Origin of the sequence: Singulisphaera chitinilytica, assembly GCF_049331405.1 — a bacterium.
Lineage (GTDB): Bacteria > Planctomycetota > Planctomycetia > Isosphaerales > Isosphaeraceae > PoT.
Genome location: NZ_CP186274.1, coordinates 1,890,625 through 1,915,696 on the forward strand (window position 1 = coordinate 1,890,625; position 25,072 = coordinate 1,915,696).

Genomic DNA, 25,072 nt, shown 5'->3' on the forward strand with positions numbered 1-25,072 from the left:
GTTCTGTCCGGGAGCGGGGTACTACCTCAAGGGGTGCAAGACGCCCGGTCATCACGGCCGGGCGACGACCCCGGGAAAGGGGATCATATGTCTGCAACGGCGACGCGATCGAGGGACGGCGGGGCACTCGAAGGGGGCATCATCAACGGCGATTTGTCCGGCCTGACGGCCTCGCAGCGGCAGCGCCGGTACAGGGAGTGCTGCGAGGCGGCGGGGCTCGACCCCCGGTCGCGGCCGCTCGAGTACCTCCGGCTCGATAACAGGCTCATGCTCTACGCCAAGGCGTCGGCCGCGGATCAACTCATCAGCAATCGCAAGCTGACGGTGGAGATCGTCGATCGTCGGCTCGACCCGGGTCTCGGCATCTTCGAGGTCCGCTGCCGGGTCAAATTCCCCGACGGCCAGCACGTCGAGGACTTCGCGGCGCTCGACGTCGGCGGCCAGCAGGGGGAGCGACTCTGCCAGTCGCTCATGAAGACGATCACCAGGGCCAAGCGACGGGCGGTCCTCTCCGCCTGCGGCCTGGCGATGCTCGACGAGTCGGAACTCGCCTCGATCCCGGATGCGGTCCGCGTCGATCCCGACGCTGATGAGTCGAACTCGGCCACGCCGATCGGCCTCTCTTCCCTCGCCCGGGAGCCCGGCGCGGGCGAGGAGGAGGTCGAGAGCTATTCGCGGGCGATCCGCCGATTCGTCGAGTCTCGCAACGCCCACTGGCTCGAGGAGTGCGAGGCCGAGGGCGAGCCCCCGACCGACGGCGACCTCTTGCAGATCCCGCGGACGACCGGGCGGCTCCTCGTCTGGGGCCTGCGATCCGGCCGGCTCCGCCCGACCGACCTGGCCTACGACCCGCAGACGGGCCGACCCACCGAGCGGGTCTCGGTCGATAAGGCCACGCGGCTCGTGGCGAGCCTCTTCGCCCGCGAACCCGACGCCCTGCTCGCCGAGGCCGAGGCCTTCTCTCGCGAGGAAATCGCCAGGATGCGTCGACAGTGGCGACCGCCCGATCCCGAATCCCCCGGAGCCGACCCGGACGACCTCGAGCGGACCGAGGCCGGCGTCCGGGGCTGAGACCCATCGTCAGTGAAGGGCTCAGCCCCGAAGTGAGCGGCTCTCCGAGAAATAGAGAAAATAATAATATAAGTAAATGTTAGATAGTTTTTAAGCTAAAACATCTCGATATTTATTTTTCGTTCCGGCCCGATGGCCACGGCCGTGGATTGAACCCATCGCGGGGCAAGGAGGCCCCGCATTTCAACCAGCACCCGGCGAATCTTCGACTGGCGCGAACCAATGAACCTCGTGCTGGGTCTCTACTGAGCCGAAGGAGTCTCGATGCCTGAGAGGATTGCGTCAGCGTTCCGCGGGATGGATGATTTCTTATAACGCTGGTGCGGAATCCAACTCCTCACTTCAGATGACGTTTCGTCCGAACAATCGCGTTGGAAGGCTTCGATCATGACCCGGAAACGCAGGCATCGCGAGGCCGAGATTAGGCGCGAGCAGATCAGGCAAAGGGAGTTCGAGTGTCTCCGGGCGTCCGGCTTGCCCGTGGACCGTGCTCAGTTGGCTCCGTACAAGTCTTATGACCCTCCCGAATTCATCTTGCACGGCTTTTATCTCGATATACCGTTCACTTGCCTCTCGTGCGGATCGGAGGAAGTCTGGACGGCGGCCCAGCAGAAATGGTGGTAAGAGGAGGCGAAGGGCAGTATTTACTCCGGCGTCAAACACTGCCGGAAATGCCGCCAGGAGCTCCGTGCCCTGAAGGGCCTGGCTCAGCCCCGGAAGGACGCGACGTCGTCTTTCAAGGCGATTCGCGACGAGATCGAAACGATGCTCCACACCGACGGATGGCGTCGCGTGGTCAGAGATGACGATTCCTACTATGGTGCCAAGAGCTACATCCGGGGAGACGTGTCGATCAGGATCCGCTGGGATCATGTCGATTGGCGAATTCACTTCATCCTCGAACGAGGCGAGGTGCACGGCGCCCCGTTCGAAACACTCCTCCAGGTCGACTGCGAACACCGCAACAGGACGCTCTCCGAACTGCAACGCCGCCTCAATGGGCTGCCCCTGGCCATCAAGGAAGTGCTGAAGACGGATTCTGAGCCCGGACGCTGATCCTCTTCTTCATAGCTCAAACCTCGACCTTGTAATCCAGCGCAATCTCGTCCCCGGTGCGGCCGCGGAAGCCCCAGTTCTCGCGGGGCGTCTCGGTGATCGTCACCTCGACGTCGGCCGGCCCGATGCCGACCTCGCGCTCGATCCGTTCGAAGAGCAGTCGGATGAGCCCCTTGCGAGCCTCAACCGTTCGGCCGGCGAACATGCTGATCTCGATGATGAGATAACGCTCCGTCCGGCCCTGGCCCTCGGGGATGTAATAGTCGGCTCGATCCATCGGGAAGAACCGATGGGCTCGCTTACCGACGGGGAATTGCAGGGCATCCACGACGCACGAGTGGATCACGTCCGACAGCCTGGCCTTGACCGGGTCCAGGTGTTCGCGAATCCCATAGACTTTGATCTGAGACATCATGCCTCCGGGGTTCCATGTTCACCGCCACCCCTCGACGACCGCGGGCCTCCAACACTACCGCCCGGCCGGCGACCTGGAAAGGCCGACCTCGCGAGTCATCTCCGCCGAGCTTGTCATCATGACGATCTCTCAGGAATGATTGTCCACCACAGTGGCAGATCGATCACGTGTCCATGAAACCGCGGAGATTCGAGGCATCATCTCGTCAAGCTCGTACCAGTCGGTTCGTTGTTACGGCGAGACCCGAATCGTGACGTGCCATGACACGCTTGACGCGAATCTTGCCGCCGGGGAGGATCTCTGCTCGTTTCTCGAAGTGTTCACAGGTCGGCAATCCTCCGGAGCCAGGACGAAAGGGACGTGTCTAAGCGATGGTGAATTTCACCTGGCAAACGATCGCGAGCGGCGGAGATGGACCGGGGCCTCGCAGCAGGCATGGCCTGGTGTATGACCGCGAGGCCGGGTCGACTCTCCTCTTCGGCGGCGTTGTCTTTCGCGATGGTTGGGACATGCAATCGGATACATGGGAGTTGAAGGATGGACGTTGGTCGCCCGTCGATTGCATCGAACGACCGCCCGCGAGGCATCGAGGCGCGATGGTCTTCGACGAGGAACGCGGGGTCACGGTCCTGTTCGGGGGGCAGTCGCAGTTCATGTGGATGCTCGGAGATACATGGACGTTTGCTAATGGTTCCTGGCAACGGCTCCGGTTATCATGGTGGCGTCGGCCGGGCCCGCGCTGTGGTCACGCCATGGCATTCGACAAGACGACGCGACAGGTCGTGCTTTTCGGCGGGATCGGAACCTGGAAAGGAACCCTGGGCGACACCTGGACTTTTGACGGATCTTGCTGGACGAGGATCCGCGGCGAACACCCACCAGCCCGACGCTATGCCTCGTTCGCCTACGACCCTCGACTCCAGGGTTGTATCCTTCACGGGGGTGCCGTCGATGATCGAGGGGCCCAGAAATTCGGCGATACATGGCTCTTCCGCGATGGGAACTGGGAGCCCTTTCCCGAGACATTCGACACCGACACCCGCGACGACCACGGCCTGGCCTTTCACCGCTCCGCGAAGACGATGGTGATGCTCGAGGGCATTGGCGCTCCCCGAGGCCTCCTCGTGGCCTCTCCGAGCGGCTGGGAGCGCGCTCGTTGCGCCCCACTTCACCCTCAGCACCAATGCTCGCCCCTCGCCTGGGACGACAGCCTCAACGGCCTCGTCCTCCACGGCGGCGAACGATACCACGCCGGGCCGCAGTTCGACGCCACGATGGTCCTTCGCATCGCGTGAACGTTGGCAGGGGGATCAAGGCTATTGGCCGGGCCGCATGCGAGCATCAGATTCTATGATCATCTTGTACTCATCGGAAGTTCCCCAGAAGACACCGGGCCGGATCCGGCGACGATACTGGGCATAAGTCGCGATGAGTTCCCCGAGGTTCTGGATTCTCCTCCGGAAGTGTCGGATCCCTTCGTCGATCGCCCGTTCCTTCTCGACATCGCTTTTCAACAGGAACTCCTGTGACTTGCTGAGAAGTATAGCGACAAGGACGCGATTCCTGGCGATGAACTGGAGCTGATCCACTTCAAGGCGGAGTCTGGCTTCCCGACTCTTGACCGTCTCAATCTGCTCGAGATGCCATGCACTGCCCCGATACCATTCGCGGGCCGGACGGATCGACGCGAAGATCGTTGCAAGTACGACCGGTATCAGCATCATCGTCCTGAGGCGAAAGCGAGACATGGGAGGCATCCCCCTCAGCGATGGATGGGGCGGCGGAGATTCGCCAAAGCCGGAGGCACCTGATCCGGTAAAGTCGGCCGTTCCCGCGCTTTGGCTGAAGATCGCATGGAAGCGCTCGCCCGCGGCCCCAGAGCCGGGCGCGAGACCTTTTTCGGGCAGTCGCGGGTTACTCCGTGCCGACCGTTCTGGTTCAATCGCAACGGTGAGGTCCCTACCCCCGCGTAGTTACTCTACCGGAAATGCCCTACCGAGTCGTCTTCGACGTTAAAGCAGACGCGATCACCGCAGCTCAGAAGTTTGAGCCCTCGGAGCCGCGACGGCGAGGCGTTCCGAGTCGGGTGGAGTACGACCGTGAACCACTTTCCCCATCCCCCCACGCTCAATTCCCCGGAGGCGAGCGGAACACCGGGAGCGAGGCCACGACATGATGTTCGCGAAGCAATACCCGCAACGCCGGGTTCGTCTCGGATCCACGATGATGTCTCTCACACTGGCTTTCCTTTGTTTGTCGAACTACAAAATATCTGTGGCAGTAGGATCCGAGGATGGTGAGGCCCCGAAGCCCTCGCCCACATCGATCCGGCTGATCGGCGACAAGGAGGTCGAATTCCAACCTGAAACCATGCCGATCGCCGGCGTTCGCTTGCCGCGAGCCCTGGGAACGGCCGACTTCACGCTTGGCCTGTCGTTCAAGGCAGATGCGTCGGACGTGCGGGACCTCGGCGACCTCGCGAGCCTCTGGGATGCGAAGGGTCGGCAGGGATTCACCCTCGGCCTGCGCGACAACACGGGCGTGACGACCAGCCATGCGAACCATCGCCAACTCCAGTTCGGGATCGACTCGGGGACGACGCCGAGTTGGCGGGCCGAGGGTCGGCCGGGGGAGGCGTTGCTCGGGTTCTGCATCGCCGTGTTCGAGGGAAAGCTGTATGTCGGGACGTGCGAGCCGAAACTGCCCCATCGCGGGCAGGTCTATCGGTACGACGGGCCGGGGCGTTGGACGCCGCTCGGCTCGCCCGATGCGTCGAACTCGGTGACGGCCATGGCCGTCCACGACGGGCGGCTCTACGTGGGGACGGGTAAGTATCTGACGGCCGGTTCGGCGCTCCCCCCCTCGGACAACAATGAGCGTGGAGGTCGCGTCTTCCGGTTCGCCGGGCCCGGGAAATGGGAACCGGCGGGGGATCTGGACCCGACGTCTGCGGTCGCCGCGTTGGTGTCGTTCGACGGGCATCTCTACGCGTCGTCGCTGTACAAGCCTGCGGGCTTCTTCCGCCATGAAGGGGGCGAGCGCTGGACGTCGATCCCCACGCCGGGGGGGCGTCGCGTCCAGTCTCTGGGCGTCTTCGATGGGGCCCTCTATGCCAGCAGCTACGACGGTGCCACCGTCGTCCGCTTCGACGGCAAGGGCTGGACCGATCTCGGCCCCGTGGCCAAGGATGTCACCCAGACGTACTCATTCGCCGCCTACAACAATTCTCTATTCGTCGGCGCGTGGCCCACGGGCAAGGTTTACCGGATGGAGGAGGGCGGGGGCTGGGCCGACGCCGGCCGGCTCGGCGCCGAGACCGAGGTCATGGGCATGCTCGTCCACAACGGCGTCTTCTACGCCGGCTCGCTCCCCGGTGCCGAGGCGTACCGCTACGAAGGCGGCACCGCGTGGTCGTTGCTCAAGAAGCTCGACCCCACGCCCGACGTGAAGTACCGCCGAGCCTGGACCATGGCGACCTACCAGGGCCGCATGTTCGTCACCACGCTCCCCTCCGGCGAGGTCTGGTCGATGTCGGCGGGCAGCCTCGCCACGCACGACCGCGAGGTCTCCCCCGGCTGGCACGAGCTCGTCGCCCAGCGCGTCGCCGGCAAGCTCCGCCTCTACCTCGACGGCCAACTCGTCGCCCAGGCCGACGACGCCAACCTCGCCCTCGCCACCGAGGGCCTGGACCTCAAAATCGGCGACGGCCCCCGCGGCCGATTCGTCGGCTCGATGAAGAATGCCTGGTTCGATGCGGCTCCGTAAACCGTGAGTAAGCCCGAGGGATCGGCCGATCCCTCGGGCTTACTCTCATCAAGCAGCCCGCCCCTCCATTCTCCCGTCTCATCTCCCACCTTTCCGGCGTCCGAGACGCTCCATCCGATCTGCCCGCCAATTCGAAGCACGCGGGATCAATCTGAGAAAAATTCGGAAGTCGCGCCGGATCCGCCTTCGGCCGGGGTACTACTCTTTGGCGACACGAGGATCGAGCCTTCGAGCTGGGTGCAAACTCGGGGAAGGGGGTCGTCTCGCCGTCGCAAGCGAGGTGGGCGAAGGATCATCGACGCGGATGATCCCGGGCTATCTTGAATGATGCGGCGGCAAGGATTGCCGTCATTTTTCGCAGCGTGCCTCACGAGAAAGAAACGACGTCCAACTCACCCCTGGGGCAACGACGCATTTATGTCCAGTCATCGAGAGTAAAGCAGGGCCATCCAGACCGTTCAAGGTTCTCTGGTATTTTCAAAAGCGAGATGAGAAAGATACATGCGAGTCGGCATCAACGATGACGTTGAGCTCGTGCGGCAGTGGTCGCGGTTCTATCGGTCGCGAGGGTGGAACCCACTTCCGATGCGGCGGGATGGGAAGCGGCCGATGTGCCAGTTCGCCGGGTGGTGGGAGGCGCCGGCGCCTCCCGACCTGTTCGAGAAGTTCGAGACGACGGGGATCCAGGTGATGACGGGGCGGCACTGGCGGCTCCTCGTCATCGACGTGGACGGGCAGGAGGCGATGGATTGGTTCTATGCCGGGGGGAGACGGCACCCGCGGACCTGGGTCACGCACAGCGGCGGCGACGGGTTGCACGTCTGGTTCGTGCTGCCGGAGCGGCGGCTGGGCGAATTGCCCAAGGTCTTCTTGTGGAAGGGGGGCGGCGAGCATTCCGGGGTCGAGCGCTTATGTGACCGCTCGCTGATAGTGGTGCCTCCCACGATCCACCCCGAGACCGGGCGAAGGTATCGGTTCCGCAGCAAGGGAGAGAGCCCCGCGACGCTGGCCCTGCCGGCCGCCTGCCCCGAGTGGGTCCTGGCGCTGCCGGCAGTCGAGCGGCCGAGGCCCGCGCCTCCTCCGCCGCGTCTGTTGCCGCTCCGCAGGCGGGTCGTCGGATCGAGGGGACGATACCGAGCCGTTGATGTGTTGCTGTCGATCCCGGACAAGGTCGTGCTCGCCGAGTCCTGGGGCCTGAAGGTCTCGTCAAGACGTGCGAACCCGGCCGGCTGGTGTTCCTGCCACGCGATCTCGCGCGAGGACCGCAGGCCCTCGGCGTCGATCTCGGCCGCGACCGGGCGTTACTGGGAACCGGGCGAGCCGTCGATCGGCCTGTTCGACCTCGCCGTGCGGCTGGGCGTCTACGTCGACTGGCGCGAGGCCGTCGACGACCTCGGGGCTCGCTTCGGCGCGGAGGGCGTCGCCCGGGCCTGAGCCGGGAGATGGGAGTTGATCCATGGCAATCGGGAAATCCAAGAATCAAGTCATGAATGTTGAAGAGGCGAGGGCCACCTGCGACGCCATACGCCGCGGCCTCGAAGACCTCCGCTACCTCGCGCTCGACCTGCACGACCGCGAGGGCTGGAAGGCCCTCGGATACGCGAGCTGGTCCGAGTGCGCCTCGGGCGAGTTCGGCCTGAGCCGACGGCACATCAACCGGATGATCATGGCAGCCCTCATCGAGCGGGAGGTGGAGCCGAGGAGAAAGGCCCCGTGCATCCCCGAGAGCCAATTGCGCCCCCTCGCGGCAATCCCGAGCGACGAGCGTGCCGAGGTCTGGCAGGAGGCCCAGGCGACGGCCCCGCAAGGTAAGCTCACCGCCAGGCACGTCCGGGAGGTCGTGGAGCGCGTGGCCCCGCGTCGGCAGGTGAGTCCGCCGGCCTCGCCACCCGCCGGCACAGTGATCAACGGGATCCCCTCGCAGGATCCCCCCGACGTGAAGCGGGCGAGGACCTCCGGCCGGATCCCCCGCGACGCGGTCGTCGAGGTCTCCGAGCCGATGCCCACCAAGCCCGCTCCCAAGGTTGCGGCGACCCCCGTCGAGGTCCCGGCCGCCGCACACACCGATACCACCGCGGAATCCGACGACGACGCGTGGCTCTCAAAACTCCCCCTGAGTCGCGTGCTGACGGGCCGACAGTTGAAGCTCTTCCGCGCGGATGCGTTGGTGTATCGCCGGCTCGAAGGGCCGCGCAAGGCCTTCTCGCAGCAGGCTGGCCGGGCGATCCGGGGGGCGAAAGCGGAGTGCGTCTATGCGTATTTCGTGAGGCGGTTCCTGGCCCTGCCGCACCCCAGGCACTGGCTGGCCTGCCCGCCGCCCGAGGCCGGCGGCTGCGGGGCGCTCGGCGAGGTCATCGCCATCGGGACCTGCCCCCAGTGCCGGGGGCGGGGGTATCGGATCAACACCAGGGAGTCGCAGATATGAGCATCGTCTGCAAGCCCAGGCTCAACCCCAGTCGCGTCGTGCTGCGTCCGTATCAGGAGGACGCCATCGACGCCGCGCGCCGCGAGTTCCGGCGCGGCGTCCGGAGCACCCTCATCGTGCTCCCCACCGGGTTGGGGAAGACCGTCGTCTTCGGCGCGATCGCCCGCAAGGTCGTCGAGCGAGGCGGCCGCGTCCTGGTCCTCGCCCATCGCGACGAGCTGATCCAGCAGGCGGTCAACAAGCTGGAGCAGCTCGGCGTCGATTGCGGCATCGAGAAGGCCGCATCCTACGCCAGGGCGATCTTCGAGCCCGACGTGGTGGTCGCGACCGTGCAGACCATGCAACGCGATCGGCTCCAGTCCTGGCCCCGCGACCACTTCCGTCTCGTCGTCACGGACGAGGCCCACCACGCCACCAGCGACACTTATACGCGAGTCTATTCGCACTTCGAGACGGCCTTGCACCTCGGCGTGACGGCGACCTCCGACCGCTCGGATGAGACGGACCTCGGCAAGGTCTTCGAGTCGGTCGCCTACGAGGTCTCGCTCTGGGACGCGATGACGGCGCCTCCCCCCGGACCCTATCTGAGCCGGCTCCGGTTCGTGCAGTGCGACGTGGATATCGATCTCCGCGGCCTCCGCACGACGGTCGGCGACTTCAACCAGGCGGACCTCGAGGATCGCATCGCCCCCCTGATCGAGACGCTGGCCAACGCCATCCGGCAGGAGGTCGGGAACCGGCAGACCCTCGTCTTCACCCCCGACGTGACCTCGGCGCAGGCGATGGCCTCGGCCCTGCAGTCGCTCGGCCTCGTGGCCGACTGGGTCGCCGGCGACGACGCCGATCGCAGGCTCAAGATCGACCGCCTCCAGTCGGGCGACCTCCAGATCCTCTGCAATTGCGCCCTGCTCACCGAGGGGTTCGACAGCCCTTCCATCTCCGCGATCGCGCTCTGCCGCCCGACGCAGTCGCGGTCCCTCTTCGCCCAGATGGTCGGCCGGGGCACGCGGCTCGCCCGGGGCAAGGACGATTGCCTGCTCATCGACTTCAACTACCTGACCGCGAAGCACGACCTCGTCAAGGCGACCGCGCTGCTCGCCTCGCCCGGCACGGATGCCGAGGTGATCGAGATCGCCCAGAAGCTCGCCACCCGGCAGAAGGGCCTGGACCTCGTCGACGTCATCGAGCAGGCCAGGGAGGAACACTCCAGGCGTCAAATCATCAAGATCCATGCACAAAAGCGGGAGGTCGCGTATCGGAAGGTGAGCTACGACCCCGTCTCCGTCTTCGAGAACCTCGGGATGACCTGGCGCGGGAGCCGCGACAAGCCCGTCAACGGTGCGACGACGAAGCAGGTCGAGCACCTCAAGAAACTTGGGGTCGTCGGGGCCGAGTCCATCTCCAAGCAGCGGGCCAACACGCTGATCGGCGTCCTCCACGAGCGCAAGCGTCTGGGCCTCGCCACGCAGAAGCAGGTCGCCGTCCTGATCGCCCGCGGGATCGACCCCGAGACGGCTCGTTCCATGTCGATCTGCGACGCCTCGGCCGAGCTAGACCGCCTCATCGGCCAGCGGCCCTGACCCGGAGCCTCGATCTTTCTCATTGCGGAGCGATCCCCAATATGCCAATCCAGGATGTCCTCCTCCTGATCCCCATCGGCCACGGACAGGCCGTCAACGTCACCCGGAGCCGCTTCGAGCTGGCCACCTGCGCCCGTTGCCTCCGAAGTGCGTGGGCCCCCGCCGATTCCGGGCGGCTCGACGCCCATCGGATCTGCCTCAATTGCCTGGCGGAGCGACGGGGCCGTGCGTCGTCGGCTCCATGATGCGTCGACGAACCTCTCAACGGATCCGTTCCCATTCCCTTGCCCGAGGTCGAACCGTGAATAACCCCGATATCGACGCCACCCTCATCGCCGAGCGTGTGGTCGACCAACTCGAGATGGACGTCGCCGAGAATTACGAGGTCACGACCCGCGATGACGAACCGTGGCCCGTGCTGCAAATCACCTGGAGGCACGGCCATCGCGAGGTGACATTCCAGACGCAGACCCCCGCCTTCGGCACCCTCTTCATCCGCCGTCGCGAGCATTTCAGCACCGAGGTCCAATCATGCCAGGCTTCCCGCTGGCTCGACATGCTGCGCGTTGCGCTGCAATGGCTCGAGCAGGGCTGAACCGCATTGGGTCGAGAAATCATTATAAATTAAGCGGAATATTCCCGAAATCGCGCCGGAATCGTCGTCGAGCGGTGTATTGATCAGTAGGAGGTGCAACATGACAACGGCAACGATGACGAAGCAGCAGATCAGCATTCATCGCGAAACCCTGGACGAGGCCTTGCACTCGGTGGCGGGCGCGGCGGCGGCGAAGAGTATCAGGCCGATCATCCAGAACGTCCTGCTTCGCGTGGACGAGGCCGGGAATGCGAGCCTCTATGCGACCGACCTCGAGGCCTCCGTCTGGCGGAGTGTCGGGGCCATCGAGGGAGGCATGGGCATCGGCATCGCGATGGTGCTCAACCCGCAGCGGCTCGGGGCGATCCTCGCGACGACGCCCGACGAGAGCCTGTGTTTCGAGGCGGAGGACGACCGCGTCACGATCCGCGGCAAGGCCTGCTCGTTCACCCTCGCGAGCGAAGATCCCGCCCTGTTCCCGGTGCAGGGGGATGACGCGGCCGACTCATCCATGCGGCTCGACGCGGCCGAGCTGCGGCGGGCCCTGCGGAGGACGAGCTATGCCCTGGACGTCGAGAGTGCCCGCTACGCCCTCAACGGCGTGATCCTCGAGCGCGACGGCCCCGACTGGGTCCTCGTCGCCACCGATGGACGAAGGCTCTCGAGGCAGGTGATCCGCCCCGAGATCATCGGCGACGAGGCTCCATTCCTGGTCCGCCCCATCATACCGTCGAAGACCCTGAAACTGCTGGAGCGGACGCTCGACGAGGGGACGGTCGAGTTCTCGACGACCGGCACGACCTGCCGCTTCGACCTGGGCGAGACGCGGATCTGGTCCCGGCTGGCGGAGGGACGCTTCCCCAGGTGGCAGGACGCCATGCCGAGGTCGCACGCCACGCGCGTGCCCATGAAGGCCGACGAGTTGAGGAACGCCGTACAGCAGGCCGCGATCCTGGTGAGCCGCGAGTCGCGTGCGGTCGACTTCGCCGTCGACGCCGACCGGCTCCGGCTCTCCACCGAGTCGGCCGACGTGGGGGCGTCGAGGGTCGAGATGCCGATCGCCTCCGAGGGGCCGGACCAGCGCTTCGCCCTCGACCCTGGTTATGTCGTCGATGCCTTGAAGTCGCTCGAGGGGGGCGAAGTGCGCCTCGAGATCCTCGACGATCAGAACCCCATCGTGATCCGGACGGACGACGGCTTCACCGGAGTCTTCATGCCCATCACCCGCGAAAAGTGATGGCATCTTGTTCGTCGAAAAATTCGTGTATCTCGATGTTGAGGCTGTGCGGATGGCGAACAAGGTGACTCGCTCGCAGCTCAAGGAATGGGGTTTCGGCGCCCTGGTCGACGGGGCGCCGAAGAACCCTCGCACGAAGGCCGTCGACGCCGACGGCATGAATCGGACCGAACGCGCCTACGCCAATCACCTGGCGACCCTGAAACTCTGCGGCGAGATCCGCGACTGGAAGTTCGAGCCCTTCAAGTTCCGCCTCGCCGGCCGGACGTTCCTGACGATCGACTTCGTCGTCTGGCATCTCGACGGCTCGGTCGAATGCCACGACATCAAGGGCCACCTCGAGGACGACGCCGCCGTGAAGATCAAGACCGTCGCCGAGCAACAACCCTGGTTCCGCTTCTGGCTCGTCTACCGCGAGGGTGGACGCTGGACCTATCACCCCGTGACGCGACAGGGCATCGGCAAGCAAACCGAGTGGTCATGCGCCAGGGAAGACTCCTGCGGCAATGATTGATGCTACTAACGCTATGCTTGATGACGTTTGCAACGCGACTCGTGCAGCTTCGCCGTGGCCTATTAATAGGCCATTGGCTTGCTTCGTAATATCGTGCTGACGCGCAATCCGAAGCGAATTCAAGGCATGACAGGCGTCGAAGGAGCCATCGATGATGACCATGAAATCCACCAGACGAGCGTTCAAGTACCTCTGTTCGTGGTCGCCTCCTCCCGGCGTGAACTTCGCCACGCTGATCGATATGAGGGCCGGGATGATGCTGATTATCCTCGGGATCGATGACCGCGAGGAGATCGTCGAGGTCTTCGGCGACGAGACCGAGGAGGAGCTTCACTACGTCCTCGACGACGCCGTGCATCTCCTGACGACCGCCGTCCTGGGAACGAACGCTCCCGTCCATCGCTACAACCCCTCGCAGAATTGACCGGATCGCCAAGTTGCACGGCCCGAGCCTATCTTCAAACGCAGTCATGCCAGGGTCGAGAGGCCTCCCGACCTGGCTGCACTGGCCCGGCCGAGTTCGATGGGATAGACTGCCCTTATGTCCAGACTCTTCGCCATCGCCCTGATGTTCCTGACGATCCCCGCCTGCGCGCGGCCGGATTACGGCGCGCGGGTCGTGGGCGTCTCCGACGGCGACACCATCACCGTCCTGACCGCCAACAAGACGCGGCAACGCATCCGCCTCTACGGCGTCGACGCCCCCGAGACGCGCCAGGATTTCGGCTCGAAGGCCAAGCGCGTGGCCTCCGCGATGTGCTTCGGCAAGACCGTCACGATCCGCCCTCACGATAAGGATCGCTACGGCCGCGTCGTCGCCGAGGTCATCCTCCCCGACGGCCGCAACCTTGGCCGCGAGATGGTGAGCCAAGGCCTCGCCTGGTGGTACCGGCAATACGCCCCGAGCGATAACGACCTCTACCGCCGCCAGTCCTATGCCCGCAAGAAACGCCTCGGCCTCTGGAGCCAACGCAACCCGATTCCCCCCTGGGAATACCGCAAGGCCCGTCGTCCCCAAACCGCCAACCCGCGCACTGCCTCGCGATCCCGACGCTAACCGGCATTCCCTCGCACTGATTGATGCTCGATGGGAAGACTCTCTGTTGTAAGCTGGAACTTCGATGGCGAGACATCGAGGTGCCGTGTCGAGGGCGAAGTATGGAAGGCTACAGCCGCAGAGACTATCTGCAGATGGCTCTGATCGCGAGTTCCATGCTCTGGATCAAGCCGCTTTCCTTTTGGCTGGCGAACACGCCTTGGTGGATCGCTTCGCACCTCGGGATGGTAGGCCTGATGTTCGGTGTGGCGTCGTGGTTCTTGATCCCCTTCGCCCTGCCGATCATTCTACTTGGCCCGCTGTTTCTCTTTTTCCGATCGTATCGCAAGACGAGCCTGTACTGGCTCGTGGCCTCGTTACTCTTCGTGCCCGCGATGGTCGGGGGTGAATACCTATCGTTCCTCTACTGGAAACAGGGCCGTGAACGTCTACCCCGACAAAGCGAACCCCTCATTCGGGCCATCACCGCCTACGAGACCGCTCACGGACGACCGCCCTCGAAGTTGTCCGATCTGGTTCCCGACTCCCTGAGCGGAATTCCAAGCCCTCCGATCGGTAGTTACAGCTACCTCGTCGGCAAGAAGGCCCAGGATTACTCCGGCAATCCCTGGTGTCTCGTCGTGGACGTCCGATATTTTCCTCCTTTCCTATTCGGCACCTTCCGCTATTACCCCCGGCAAAATTATCCACCGGGTCGCGACGGCGCGAGCCCGCAAATGGCCGGCGACTGGGTCTGGGTGGGCTCAAATACGTCATGAATTAAAGACAAGTTGATTCGATCGCCTCCGTCGTCCCTTCGGACTCGATGCTCGGGGAATAGGCCTTCGTCGCGATGCGAACCCTATTCAGCCGGCACGTGTCCTGGACCGGGCGGATCACTCGCAAGGACTCGAAGTCCCTTGGTCTCTCGAAAATATGTATTCGATACTATGGATGTCAGCCCTGGACTGCATCTTTACTCCCTCTCGATGATCCGACGGATGAACGAACGGGCACGAGGATCGGCGATGGGCAAGCAATACGACGAGATCGACCCGAGGTTGTCTGATTTCATCGGGCAGTAGCGCACGTTCTTCGTGGGGACGGCGCCAGAAATCCGGAAGGTTGCATAAACGTTTGAGGATGGGTCTGGGCACGTTCCGCATCTTGGGGCCTCGCAAGGTGGCCTACCTCGACCTCGTTGGCAGCGGGACCGAGACGGTGGCCCACCTACGCGACAACGGGCGCATCACCCTCATGTTCTGCGCCTTCGAGGGCCGCCCTCTCATCCTCCACTTCTACTGCTGCGGCCGGGTCTTCGAACAGGAGACATCGAGTGGGAAACCTGCCCGCCGGCTCCCCCGAATAACCGGGAGCACGAGCCCTGATCGTCGTGGATGTCGAGCTCTTTGCCGACGCCTGCGGCTTCGAAGTACCCCCGTACGCGTACAAGCAGGATCGCTCCCAACTCATCGACTACGACCTCAACAACGGCCCCGACGGGCTCGAGGCTACAAGGCCCTGAAGAACGCCACGAGCCTCGACGGCCTCACCGGCCTCCGCGGCGGGGGCAGCAAGCCAATCCGACGGCGTGATCCGTCGAGCCTCGCGAGCGAGGGCGGCGCCGTTCGGGGCGCCTGACGATCCTCACTGAAGCCTGTCACGAACACCACCCTCCGGATTCGGCGACCTCCCAACCCGTCTCATCGCGCCGGAGGACGATCATAGACCCGCCCGTGCGCCCCCCTGTGGTGACCATGATCATTCCGTTCGGATGCAACGAGAGGCTCATCACCGCCTTGTCCGGGACCTTATCCGAGTTCTCGATGGCACGGAGCGCTTCGATCAAATCGGGAACGGGTAGGCCCTCATCCGGGGCATGATGAGGTCGCCTCATCTCGCTGAATAACGAAGGTGCGGCCTTGTCTCGCGCAATCCGGATCAACTTCTCTTCATGACACTTCGGGCAATACCATTGGCCCATCGTCCCCTGAATGAGGTCGAGATCGTGCCTGGCACAGAGATAGAGTGCCGCCCTGAGTTCCTCCATGGTCACGGCGGACTCAGGGCACGCGATGACGAAAGTCCTCCAGGCTTCCTCCTGCCAGAACCTCAACCGCTCCGTGGGATTATGGCCTTCGACGAACGTGTTATACCGATCCTTGCCCAGGAAATCCGAGAACGCCTTACGGATTGCTTGAGTATCCATGTTGAAGTGATCCGCGAATTTCGGAGAACCCGTTAGTACCTCATCATCGCCCGACTCCGGGAACGGTACTATAGTCTCCGATTCTTCGTGAAATCATTCGGAATGTCTGTGTGACCTCTCATCCGCGAGTACACTTTCCGCATGCAGGACGAAACCCCCGGAAACCGGTCAGATCCCTGGCCCGGAGATCGCCTGACCGAACTCGACTGCGCGGGACTGAGTCTCGGCGAGCCAACAATCCGGCGCCTGCGGCAAGTGCGGGAATATCAGATGGCCGAGCACCTGGCCGGCCGACCTCCGATCGTGTGCGAAATCTTCTACGAACGCGAGGTGGTCATGCTCCAGGTCTTCATGGGGCGAGCGTCGTTCCTCGATGTCGAGGGGCACGTCTGGTACGAGAATTTCGGGGAAGGAGACGACCCCAAAATCTTGCGGGATGCCCGCGACATCGCGTCGGAGATTGTGCGATGGTCGGGCGCAATCGGCCTGCCGGAGTTGATCGACATGCTACCCTCGCGGCCCGAAACCGCGGTCGTTTGCGGCATCTGCGGAGGCTCCAGATGGTTCCCGGCCTCCATGATGGTCTCACTCGAAGGAAAGCCACTCCGCTGCCTTCGATGCTACGGGCTAGGTTGGACCTTAGCTTGATGAGACCAAGGAAAATGATACGAGCGAGTCGAACGATCGTGGATCGTCTCGAACGCGCTCGTATTCGAGACTGCCTGCGAATCCTGAAGGATCCGCTTTCGGGGGCAATTCAGCGGGTCGCGGGGACGAGCACGCGGATTTGATGCGGGGCGAGCTTGATGCGTCCGGAAGAGAGGTCGCCGAGCGATTCTCCGCTGAAGGCATCACGCCAGGGGTGGGCGGGCAGGGGATTCGCGGCCGATAAGGTGGTCTCGACGGCCTCAGGGTTGAAGCTGATCAGGACGAGGGCCTTTTGGTCGCCGAAGGTCCGCTGGCAGGCAAAGACGCCGTTGGTGGCCTGGATGGAATCGTAGTCGGCCTGGCCGTCGCGGAGGGCGGGGAGGGATTTTCGAAGGGAATAGAGCCGACCGAGGAACTCGACGCTCGAGGGGCCTTTGCCGCCGTAGACGGCGGGGTCTTCGTCCCCTTGGTAGAGCATGGGGACCCCATCGATCAGGGCGCAGAGGCCGAGGAGGGCTCGCATGCGGTCGACGCCGTAGGCGTCAAGCGGACGCTTCTTCTGGAAGGTCCACGAGACCGTGTCGTGGTTGCTGATCCAGCGCATCTTCAAGGCGCCCGAGGGCAACGTCTGCTGCTGGTCGTGCAGGAACCGCTGGAAGGTTTTCGCCCATTCCGACGGCGAGGCCTTGCGGTCGAGCAGGTCGGTCATCAGGAAATAGAGCTGGGCATCGTAGGTGAGGTCGGAGACGCGGTAGTAGATATTCGCACCGGTGTATTCTTCCGGGAGGATGATCGTCTCGTCGTGGGCCTTGAGGAATCCCTCGCGGATCGCGCGGGTCATGCCCAGGCCGGCGCCGAGCGAGGAGCGCGAGGGGCGGTCGGTGATCGCGGGGTTCCAGTTCAAGGGGCCGCCGGCGGCGCAGTCGACCCGGGCTCCGATCGCGTTGAACCGGCTCGCGTCGAACCCGGCGACGCGGCGGAAGTAGTCCTGCCAGCCCGGATGTGCGTTGTCGAAGGCGAGTTGCTCCCAGGCATAGATCGGCTTGCCTTCGGGCGAGAGCGCGACATACTCGGGATGCTCCTTCGCCAGCGGCGAGACGTCGGGCGGGCCATGTGGGACGAGATCAAACATCAGCCGCATCTTGCGCCTGGCGGCGTCGGCCGAGAGCTTCAGCAGCTCGTCCTCCGATCCGTAAAGTGGGCTCACCTTGAAGTGGTCGAATGGCGAATAGAGGTTCCAGCGCAGGCCATCGCCGTGCTCCCAGATCGGCAGGAACCAGAGCACGTCCACCTTGAGCGATTCGAGCGTCGGGAGGTATGCCTCGACCGCGCGGAACCCGCCGTAATTGCGGTAGCCGAGCTCCGGAGGCCCCCCCGGATGGCCGCAATAGAGGACCATCGATCGCAGGTCGGCCGGCACGTGCCCGGGCGCCCTGAGGCCGATCTCGCGGTAGACCTCCCGGATCCCCGAGAGGGCCTCGGCTCGTGCCCCCTGAGATAACCAGAAATGTTCATCGCCGAGTTTGACCGAAGCCCCGGGCTTGAGCTTCACGATGACCTGCTGCGCGTGTCGGATACTCAGCCCGCCCCCCGACCTCGAGACGTTCACCGGGCTGAACTCGTCCTCTTCCACGAACCAGGATCCGAGGCCTCGACGGCTCGCGGCGTCCCAGAGGACGACGAGCGGCTCCTCGCTCCGCGGCCGGATGGAATCGCCGGGGGTGAGCTTCGACGCCGGCTGGTCGCCGACCGGCAGCGATCCCGGGAAGATGATCGACGGATCCTTGCCCAGGGCCAGCGGCGGCGTGTCGTACGTCCCGGTCTGGAAGGTCTGCTCGCGGTCCGAGCGGTTCGTGACGACGAGCCGACGGCGGAATCGGGCTGAGCCGGCGGGCAGGGTCCACTCGGCCCGGTACTCGTAGCCCTCGGAGGTCGCCGAGAGCGCCAGGGTGGCGGCCTCGCCGTCGCGGCCTCGCTCGGCTCGAACCGCCCTGGGCTCGTCGCCGTCGCGCACGACCGGGGCCAGCAACTCGGCCTTACCCAGCAGTAAGGGGCCGCCGATGCCGCCCTCGCCCGAGCCGTTCGTCACCTTGAGCATGAGGACGTTGGGGCGATCGCGATGCAAGAGGCTCGCGGGAAAGCGGTAGAGCCGGGGGGTCTCCCAGAAGTGCGGCGTGTCCTGGCCGGTGCGGCCGATCCTCGTGCCGTTGATGTAGGCGATGTCGAAGTCGTCGACCGCCCCGATCAGGAGCGCCATCTCATCATCGCCGTCGAGGGCTCCCTTCGGCACCTCGAACGTGCGGCGATACCAGAAGTCGCCCGTCCGATTCTTGAGGCGCTCATCGCCGATTCCCGCACGGCTGGGCACGGGCGTCGGCTCCCAGGTCGTCGCGTCGAAACGCCCGGCGATGAAGCCGGCTTCGGCCGTCGCGGCGGGGGGCTTCGGCGTGTAGAGCCATTCCCCCTCGAGGTCGATCCGGCCCGTGCCTTCGTACGTCTTCAGGCGCTCCGGATCGAGCACGCGACGGCGGGTCGGCACGAGCGTCGCGGCTCCGCCCTTGGCCACCAACTGGGCCCCGTCGCGGCGATCGACCAGGCCGATCCAACTGCCGGTCCTGGCGTCGAACTCGAGCCGGACCTTGTCGTTCTCGAGGACGACCGGAGCACCCGCCTCGGGCGGCTCCGCGAAGAAGGAGAGGCAACACGACAGCAGCAATGGAGCGATCGCCATCAGTTCGGAATCCCGGATCATGTATCAGGTAGGGCCTCGCGACCGGGCCAGTCTACCCGCTCCCGGCCCCGATTCGCGAGAGCGCCTGATTGGCGGGGAGGTCGCCATTGCCGTCGCGAGGGTGATTTGTCGTCCTTCAACATGTGGGCTAGATCGCGGCGCCTCGTGACGGAGAACGCCGCGATCTTCGTCGTCGGAGGTCAATCCTTGTGGGAGATGACCACCTGCTGGGTCGTGGGGGGGAGGGGGTGGAATTCGCTCCGGGAGAAGCCGTTGCGGGCGAATATACCTTCAAGTTCCTGGAAGGTGTAGGCGTCGCCGCGGGCGGTGGTGGCGAGCATGACGAGCGCGAAGCCGGCGGTCGGGGGCGGGGTGACGCGGTCGGGCTCGGGGATGAAGTCGAGGGTCAGCGCGCGACCGCCGCGGGCGAGGGCGGCGTGGGCCTTGGCCGCGAGCTTTTCGCAGGTCGGGACGTCGAAGTGATGCAGGAAATTGGTCAGGAGCACCACGTCGTAGGGGCCGCCCCAGTCGACGTCAAAAGCGCTGCCGGGCAGGAGGGCGTGGCGGTCGGCGACGCCGGCTCGGGCCGCATTTTCCTTCGCGACGGCGAGGACGTTCGGCCAGTCGAGCGCGGTGACGTGGGCCTCGGGGTAACGCGCGGCGAAGGCGATGCCGAAGAGCCCGTGGCCGGCGGCGACGTCGAGGACCCGCAGCGGCCTGCCGGCGAGGTCGCCGGTCAGGCCCGCCAGGAGCTGAGCTGGCATCTGCATCAGGGGGGCCATCGAGCGGGCGAACTCGACCCAGACCGGGTTGTCGTGCGAGACCGTCCCCTCGTCGGAGATCGCCGTGCCGCCTCGCCTGACGGCTTCAGTCAGTTGCTGGAAGCTCTCGCGCAAATCGGGCGAGAGCATGAACCGCGCCGCGTCTCCCACGAAGGCCGGCGACTTGCGATCGAGGAAGAGCCTGGAGTCCTCGGTCAGCTCGTAGCGGTCCCCCTTCTTGCGGAGGAACCCGAGGATCGTGAGGTAGTCCGCGAGGATGCGGACGCCTCGGGCGTCGGCCTTGCACGCCTCGCCCAGCTCGGCCGCGGTGCTCCCGCCCGCCGCGACGTGGGTGAAGACATCGAGCTCGATGGCCGCCCGCAGGGCCTCGGTGCGCTGATAGGCGCCAATCGTCTCGAAGAACAACGCGGGGGACGGTGCTTGTGTACTCATCGCGTATCCTTACTCCTCGTGGGATCCTCAATCTCAAGGGCTCATTCAACGTCCGAAGCACGACCATCGACGATTCACTTCGGCCCTGATGCCCGAAGAGTGTGCCGTCAGAGCATATGAAACGATTTCAGGTCGGACTTTTGAACCTGGGAGACGACTTATCGGGGGCCCGCCAGATTGGCGGCCTCGCCGCGACGATTCTCCCGCCTCGCCTCGCAACGGAGTGCGATGATCGCTCCGAGGACGCCGGCCGTCAACGTGTACAGGCAGTGGCCGATCGTCGAGAAGGCCTCGAAATTCGCGGACCCGGGAAAGAGGGCCTTCCATCGCGCGCTTGTGTCATTGGGTGCCGGGACCGGCACGGCCTGGAGCAAGGAGCTTTTGTTGCCCAGAGGCTCGGAAACAGGCATGCTTACGATTGTATACGTGTAAGTCGATTGGGTTTGATTGTTGAAAAAGCTCAGGAGCTGGCTCGTGGGCAGCATGGCCAATTTCGAATCGGAAAGTCCGAGGAATGCCAGGGCGAAGTATCCCCCGGCGAAGATCGCGAACCCCATCCGAGCCGCCCGGCGTGGCCCGTCGTGATACACGGCCCCGACCGTCGCGAGGCCAATCACCGCGGCCGTGGCCATTATCGCACCCCCCGCCCGGTGATCGTCGGCGTTCCTCAACGCCGCGAGCGCGAGGGCCAGGGAGACGACGACACCCATCAGCGCTCGGATCGAAACATGTCGCATGGAGGACCTCCGGCCGGCGATGGTACCAGCCGAGGTCCCGCAACGCGAGCATGGAGCGATCGGGGATGCCATCCAGGTCGTGGATTGGGTCGCAGGCACGACGCAAATGGCGATCTCGCGTCGAGATATGAACGGAGAGTGAGGGGCGAGGTTCCTCTATCGACCGGCGTCGGTCGACTCAGGACGGCTGCGACTCGGCCCAACCGATCCCACTCGCATATTTCAAGTTGTAGAAGGTGCGGCCTCCATCCGGGCGAGCGTCAATCTCTGGCGAGGCGTGAATCCTTCATGTGAGCGGAGTACCGCTCCAACAAAAAGGCTCCGATCGTTCGTAATTCATGCGGGATGGCTTTCTGCCTGATTACGTTGTTGACTCGATTCGCACGACTTCGAGACGACCCTGCAAGGTCGGAAAATTTTCTGGCGCCGCAGTATCGCGAATGGGCCGATCCGTTGCCCGCTACCCCGTCGGACTTCGCCGAGTGCCATGACGTCGCGGTGAGTTATGCGTGACGTGAGCTGATCCCTTCCCGTATGCTAGCCGCAGTCTTCGGACAGGCTCGGGCGACATTCGCATTGTGCAAATAATAAGGACAGCCTGTGAAAGGATTTGCGATGATCTATTTGCGATTCTCCGCGTTCCTCATCATCTTGAGCAGTAATGCCGTTTGCCTCGGCCAGGCGCAGGCCCCGGCGAATGTCAAGATTCGGCCCGAGGAGTCCATATCTGAAGAGATATTTATAAGAAGCCTCCTTGCACCTCTTAATGCGGAGATCGATGCTCGCGAATGGCTGGACGCCGAACTCGAGAGACGCATCAACGAACTCGAGCAAAAATATGGCTTGAGCCCTGATCAAATGGGGAACCTGCGATTGGCCGGCACGGGCGACATCAAGCTGTTTTTCGACAAGATCGAATCCATGCGTACTGAATTTCGGTCCGTCAGTTCGAGTCCCGCCAAGGTGATCAGGCTCATTCGAGACTTCTATGGCACTCGCCGATCGATGATCACGGAGCTGTTTGGCGAGGATTCGATTTTCTATAAAACGTTGAAAAACAGCTTGAACAATGACCAGTTCGCCACGCATTACGACGAAGTTCGCAAAGTGCGACGAAGGCGTTACTGGGGCCTGATCAATCAATATCTCAAAAAAGCTCGGCGAACGATGGCACTCACGAACTCTCAGACTGCGGAGTTCATGCATGCACTGCTGGAAGAAACGGAGCCTCCTGCAATCATCCCGTCGAGAGAGCTCGAAATAAGGTTCCTTCGCGAGGCTGCGCTCGCATCAAGTCATCAGCCAATTTCCGTTCGAACTTACGACGAAGAGGTCGTGCTCCTTCAAATATCGAAACTGCCGGAAGCGAGGCTCAGGGAAATCCTTGATGATGAGCAGCTCCGGTTGCTCGCCGAACGAATCAAGGGGATTCAAGAGAAGGAGCCAGTCATGAGAAAATCGGGGTATCTTAGGTAATCCATGTAGAAATATCATGGTTTCACAAGTCTATATGATACGTTAGGCTTTACGGATTTGACGAAATGAAATCCGAGGGTACTCCGGCCAATTCGCAGAGGTTGCCGCGAGTATCGGGCCTGCGATAGCCACGAAGTTCGCCTTCTTGTCGCCGGTACAATGGGCACGCCTCGCAACGGCATGCGGGTGCGAACCGGGTCAACGGATTGCCGGAGAGTTCGTCGACTTCTTGACGCATTCTGCGATCCGGCCCATGCTCGAACTGCAACGACAGGTGAGACTTCCGGGCGACGGTCATCGACGATTCACTCCGGCCTCGATGACCGGCAGGCGGACTTGAAGAAATTGCTGCCATCTCCGCTCAGGTGCCGTCAGGTCGAAATCTGAGCGGAGATGGCGGGGTTGGATCACAATTCAGGAGAGGGGGAAGTCGCTGCCCGTGTCGATCGACTCGGGGCCGCTGCCGGGGCGGACGACGTTGGCAAGGGCCTTGAAGATCTGCGTGGCGACGTTCACCGGCTGAGTCGAGTTCACGGAGACGGCGATCACCGAGCGCGTGACGGGGTCGAACATGATCGCGACCTGGGCGCCGATGCCGTCGCCCGTGTGGCCCCACCAGCCGTTAAGCTCGCCCATGCCCAGGCCGTAGCGGTCGTACTCGGGGCCGTCGGTGGCAGGTCGAGAGGTCTGTTCGCGAAGCTGCAAGAGCTGGGGGCCGATCAGTCGGCCGGTGCCAAGGGCTCGACCCCAGCGGAGCATGTCGGGGAGCGTCGAGACCATCGCGCCGGACGGGCCGAGGGCCGAGAGGTTGACCTTCGGGAGGACCTCCAACTCGCCGGTCTTCGGGTCGACCTCGTAGTTCGTCGGGGTGGGCGAGACGTCGGGGAGGCCGTCGATGTAGGCGGTCTTCGTGAGGCCGAGCGGCCGGAAGATGCGCGCGTTGAGCGTCTGGGCGAGCGGTCGTCCGGTCACTTTCTCCACGGCCATCCCCAGGAGGACGGTGTTCGTGTTGCTGTAGTTGTACTGGGCCCCGGGGGAGAAGACCGGCGAACTCGGGATCGTCAGGTCGACGATCTCCTGATTCGTCCACTCGGCCGCGAAGTCCGAGCCGAACTTCTGACGGAAGGCATCAACGTCGGTGTAATTCTTGATGCCGCTGGTCATGCCCGCGAGCTCGGCCAGCGTGATCCGGTCGCCGTTGGGGATGCCCGGCACGTACTTCGAAATCGGGTCGGACAGGGAGAGCCGCTGGGCCCGCGCGAGTTGCAGGACGAGCGTCACGGTGAAGGACTTGGTGGCGCTCCGGATCTGGACCCGATCCCGCAGCGACATCGGCTCGCCGCTGGCGACGTCCGCATAGCCCTGGGCCGATAACCAGAGTGGCTTGCCCGGAGTCCAGACTCCCGCGAGCGCGCCGGGGATGTGGTATTGATCCATCACCCGCTGGAGCGCCTGCGTCAGCGCCGCCGACCTCGTGGCCGCGGCCGCCAAGGAGGTCGCGGCGGCGGAGATGGCGGGCTGGTTGCCGGCCCGGACGTGGCCGATCAGGGCCGTCGGCACGGCACTCGTCGCGGAATGCTGGAGCGGAGCCACCGTCGAGAGCATCTCGCGTGTTTCCAGGGCCTCGCAGACGGAGAGGAGCGTCCTTCGCCTTCGCCGTCCTCCGCCACGAAGCTCCCCGGTCCCGCCTTCGCCACGCGCCATCGACTGACTCACGGTGTCGTCTCCATGCCAACCGAACGGACCGGCTCTTGATCTGAAATTGCCGGAATATTTTGCCTTGCTTATCTAGGTCCTGACCCCGGGGCCACTATACACACGCGACGACGCGAAAGCGACGGACCACTCTATAACGTGGCGAGAGTTTCGAGGCGTGTTGATTTGAGGGATCGTGACCAGTCGCTTCGGATGGCCTGGGTCGATCCATCCTCGGACGAGCCCATGATAAGGCGAGAGGGTATCAGTCTCGGTGGTCGACGTGTGAGTTTGCGACTACGGCATGGGAGTAGCACGAGGTCGATACGAGGTTCGGAACGTTCCGACATCGGGAAGGCGAGCCGTCAGTCGGACGTCCACAACATGAGAAATCGCAACGGGCTCGCGGCGCGAGCGTATTTCTGACTCCTCGCCCGGTAGAAGTTGGCCGCCGTGTTTTGCTTCCTGGACTGGTAGTACCTGGCGATCTGGCCCGCCCGTTCCGCCTCCGCGGAGAGCTTTCGGGATCTCTCGCTCTCCAACCGGGTCACGGGCATGGCCAGGGCGAAGACCGCGACCGCGATCATCCAGCGACGCGTGGACATTCGTGGTATCCGCATGGTCGTTCGCCCTCGCCGCGATCAAGAGATGCGTGGAGAACTATCCAA

At 64.1% G+C, this 25,072-nt stretch carries 26 protein-coding genes; 18 read left to right on the forward strand and 8 right to left on the reverse strand.

The window, feature by feature from the left end:
• Positions 1 to 87 precede the first annotated feature (87 nt).
• From ACOYYX_RS07605 to ACOYYX_RS07615, 3 genes are all read left to right on the forward strand, one after another.
• The gene (locus ACOYYX_RS07605; RefSeq protein WP_422929329.1) at positions 88 to 1,071 is read left to right on the forward strand and encodes a hypothetical protein; all 984 of its coding nucleotides are present in this window, start codon (positions 88 to 90) and stop codon (positions 1,069 to 1,071) included.
• Positions 1,072 to 1,458: 387 nt separating this feature from the next.
• The gene (locus ACOYYX_RS07610) at positions 1,459 to 1,695 is read left to right on the forward strand and encodes a zinc-ribbon domain containing protein (protein ID WP_422929330.1); all 237 of its coding nucleotides are present in this window, start codon (positions 1,459 to 1,461) and stop codon (positions 1,693 to 1,695) included.
• Positions 1,696 to 1,836: 141 nt separating this feature from the next.
• Positions 1,837 to 2,127 (forward strand): hypothetical protein, encoded by a 291-nt coding sequence (locus tag ACOYYX_RS07615; protein WP_422929331.1) that lies wholly within the window; start codon positions 1,837 to 1,839, stop codon positions 2,125 to 2,127.
• 16 nt (positions 2,128 to 2,143) lie between these two features.
• On the opposite strand, the gene ACOYYX_RS07620 is transcribed toward ACOYYX_RS07615, so the two are convergent.
• Positions 2,144 to 2,539: a tautomerase family protein gene (locus ACOYYX_RS07620; RefSeq protein WP_422931602.1), complete on the reverse strand. Its 396-nt coding sequence runs from the start codon at positions 2,537 to 2,539 to the stop codon at positions 2,144 to 2,146.
• A 512-nt stretch (positions 2,540 to 3,051) separates the two neighbouring features.
• Between ACOYYX_RS07620 and ACOYYX_RS07625 the strand changes: the two genes are divergently transcribed.
• Positions 3,052 to 3,837 (forward strand): Kelch repeat-containing protein, encoded by a 786-nt coding sequence (locus ACOYYX_RS07625; protein WP_422929332.1) that lies wholly within the window; start codon positions 3,052 to 3,054, stop codon positions 3,835 to 3,837.
• 21 nt (positions 3,838 to 3,858) lie between these two features.
• On the opposite strand, the gene ACOYYX_RS07630 is transcribed toward ACOYYX_RS07625, so the two are convergent.
• Positions 3,859 to 4,290, reverse strand: coding sequence for a hypothetical protein (locus ACOYYX_RS07630; protein ID WP_422929333.1), 432 nt, complete (start codon positions 4,288 to 4,290; stop codon positions 3,859 to 3,861).
• 526 nt (positions 4,291 to 4,816) lie between these two features.
• Here ACOYYX_RS07630 and ACOYYX_RS07635 point away from each other — a divergent pair.
• The 12 genes from ACOYYX_RS07635 to ACOYYX_RS07690 all read left to right on the forward strand — a co-directional run bounded on the left by ACOYYX_RS07635 (position 4,817) and on the right by ACOYYX_RS07690 (position 15,219).
• The gene (locus ACOYYX_RS07635; RefSeq protein ID WP_422929334.1) at positions 4,817 to 6,307 is read left to right on the forward strand and encodes a hypothetical protein; all 1,491 of its coding nucleotides are present in this window, start codon (positions 4,817 to 4,819) and stop codon (positions 6,305 to 6,307) included.
• Positions 6,308 to 6,808: 501 nt separating this feature from the next.
• On the forward strand, positions 6,809 to 7,741 hold the full coding sequence (locus tag ACOYYX_RS07640) for a bifunctional DNA primase/polymerase (RefSeq protein ID WP_422929335.1): 933 nt from the start codon (positions 6,809 to 6,811) through the stop codon (positions 7,739 to 7,741).
• A 22-nt stretch (positions 7,742 to 7,763) separates the two neighbouring features.
• Positions 7,764 to 8,732, forward strand: coding sequence for a hypothetical protein (locus tag ACOYYX_RS07645; protein ID WP_422929336.1), 969 nt, complete (start codon positions 7,764 to 7,766; stop codon positions 8,730 to 8,732).
• A complete protein-coding gene (locus ACOYYX_RS07650; protein ID WP_422929337.1) occupies positions 8,729 to 10,312 on the forward strand; it encodes a DEAD/DEAH box helicase in 1,584 nt (527 codons plus the stop codon). Before ACOYYX_RS07645 ends, ACOYYX_RS07650 begins: the two co-directional genes overlap by 4 nt.
• Positions 10,313 to 10,353: 41 nt before the next feature.
• Positions 10,354 to 10,557, forward strand: a complete 204-nt coding sequence (locus ACOYYX_RS07655; RefSeq protein ID WP_422929338.1) for a hypothetical protein — start codon at positions 10,354 to 10,356, stop codon at positions 10,555 to 10,557.
• A 56-nt stretch (positions 10,558 to 10,613) separates the two neighbouring features.
• Positions 10,614 to 10,907 carry a hypothetical protein gene (locus ACOYYX_RS07660; protein WP_422929339.1) on the forward strand — a complete coding sequence of 98 codons (294 nt, stop codon included), beginning with the start codon at positions 10,614 to 10,616 and terminating at the stop codon, positions 10,905 to 10,907.
• Positions 10,908 to 11,007: 100 nt separating this feature from the next.
• Complete coding sequence (gene dnaN, locus ACOYYX_RS07665; protein ID WP_422929340.1) at positions 11,008 to 12,144, forward strand: DNA polymerase III subunit beta; 1,137 nt, start codon at positions 11,008 to 11,010, stop codon at positions 12,142 to 12,144.
• Positions 12,145 to 12,196: 52 nt separating this feature from the next.
• Positions 12,197 to 12,658 (forward strand): hypothetical protein, encoded by a 462-nt coding sequence (locus ACOYYX_RS07670; RefSeq protein ID WP_422929341.1) that lies wholly within the window; start codon positions 12,197 to 12,199, stop codon positions 12,656 to 12,658.
• 151 nt (positions 12,659 to 12,809) lie between these two features.
• The gene (locus ACOYYX_RS07675) at positions 12,810 to 13,082 is read left to right on the forward strand and encodes a hypothetical protein (RefSeq protein ID WP_422929342.1); all 273 of its coding nucleotides are present in this window, start codon (positions 12,810 to 12,812) and stop codon (positions 13,080 to 13,082) included.
• Between the two features lie 117 nt (positions 13,083 to 13,199).
• A complete protein-coding gene (locus ACOYYX_RS07680; protein WP_422929343.1) occupies positions 13,200 to 13,715 on the forward strand; it encodes a thermonuclease family protein in 516 nt (171 codons plus the stop codon).
• A gap of 101 nt (positions 13,716 to 13,816) precedes the next feature.
• Positions 13,817 to 14,473, forward strand: coding sequence for a hypothetical protein (locus tag ACOYYX_RS07685; RefSeq protein ID WP_422929344.1), 657 nt, complete (start codon positions 13,817 to 13,819; stop codon positions 14,471 to 14,473).
• 614 nt (positions 14,474 to 15,087) lie between these two features.
• Positions 15,088 to 15,219 (forward strand): hypothetical protein, encoded by a 132-nt coding sequence (locus tag ACOYYX_RS07690; RefSeq protein ID WP_422929345.1) that lies wholly within the window; start codon positions 15,088 to 15,090, stop codon positions 15,217 to 15,219.
• 135 nt (positions 15,220 to 15,354) lie between these two features.
• On the opposite strand, the gene ACOYYX_RS07695 is transcribed toward ACOYYX_RS07690, so the two are convergent.
• Positions 15,355 to 15,903 carry a hypothetical protein gene (locus tag ACOYYX_RS07695; protein ID WP_422929346.1) on the reverse strand — a complete coding sequence of 183 codons (549 nt, stop codon included), beginning with the start codon at positions 15,901 to 15,903 and terminating at the stop codon, positions 15,355 to 15,357.
• A gap of 270 nt (positions 15,904 to 16,173) precedes the next feature.
• Between ACOYYX_RS07695 and ACOYYX_RS07700 the strand changes: the two genes are divergently transcribed.
• Positions 16,174 to 16,551, forward strand: coding sequence for a hypothetical protein (locus ACOYYX_RS07700; protein WP_422929347.1), 378 nt, complete (start codon positions 16,174 to 16,176; stop codon positions 16,549 to 16,551).
• Positions 16,552 to 16,660: 109 nt separating this feature from the next.
• Here the strand turns inward: ACOYYX_RS07700 and ACOYYX_RS07705 are convergent, their stop codons facing one another.
• The 3 genes from ACOYYX_RS07705 to ACOYYX_RS07715 all read right to left on the reverse strand — a co-directional run bounded on the left by ACOYYX_RS07705 (position 16,661) and on the right by ACOYYX_RS07715 (position 21,233).
• Complete coding sequence (locus ACOYYX_RS07705) at positions 16,661 to 19,282, reverse strand: alpha-amylase family glycosyl hydrolase (RefSeq protein WP_422929348.1); 2,622 nt, start codon at positions 19,280 to 19,282, stop codon at positions 16,661 to 16,663.
• A gap of 200 nt (positions 19,283 to 19,482) precedes the next feature.
• Positions 19,483 to 20,496 carry a methyltransferase gene (locus tag ACOYYX_RS07710; RefSeq protein ID WP_422929349.1) on the reverse strand — a complete coding sequence of 338 codons (1,014 nt, stop codon included), beginning with the start codon at positions 20,494 to 20,496 and terminating at the stop codon, positions 19,483 to 19,485.
• A gap of 158 nt (positions 20,497 to 20,654) precedes the next feature.
• Positions 20,655 to 21,233, reverse strand: a complete 579-nt coding sequence (locus ACOYYX_RS07715) for a hypothetical protein (protein WP_422929350.1) — start codon at positions 21,231 to 21,233, stop codon at positions 20,655 to 20,657.
• Positions 21,234 to 21,848: 615 nt separating this feature from the next.
• On the opposite strand from ACOYYX_RS07715, the gene ACOYYX_RS07720 reads away from it, so the two are divergent.
• On the forward strand, positions 21,849 to 22,709 hold the full coding sequence (locus ACOYYX_RS07720; protein WP_422929351.1) for a hypothetical protein: 861 nt from the start codon (positions 21,849 to 21,851) through the stop codon (positions 22,707 to 22,709).
• 414 nt (positions 22,710 to 23,123) lie between these two features.
• Here ACOYYX_RS07720 and ACOYYX_RS07725 read toward each other — a convergent pair whose 3' ends face one another.
• Positions 23,124 to 24,425 (reverse strand): serine hydrolase domain-containing protein, encoded by a 1,302-nt coding sequence (locus tag ACOYYX_RS07725; protein WP_422929352.1) that lies wholly within the window; start codon positions 24,423 to 24,425, stop codon positions 23,124 to 23,126.
• A gap of 344 nt (positions 24,426 to 24,769) precedes the next feature.
• Positions 24,770 to 25,009 (reverse strand): hypothetical protein, encoded by a 240-nt coding sequence (locus ACOYYX_RS07730; protein ID WP_422929353.1) that lies wholly within the window; start codon positions 25,007 to 25,009, stop codon positions 24,770 to 24,772.
• Positions 25,010 to 25,072 lie beyond the last annotated feature (63 nt).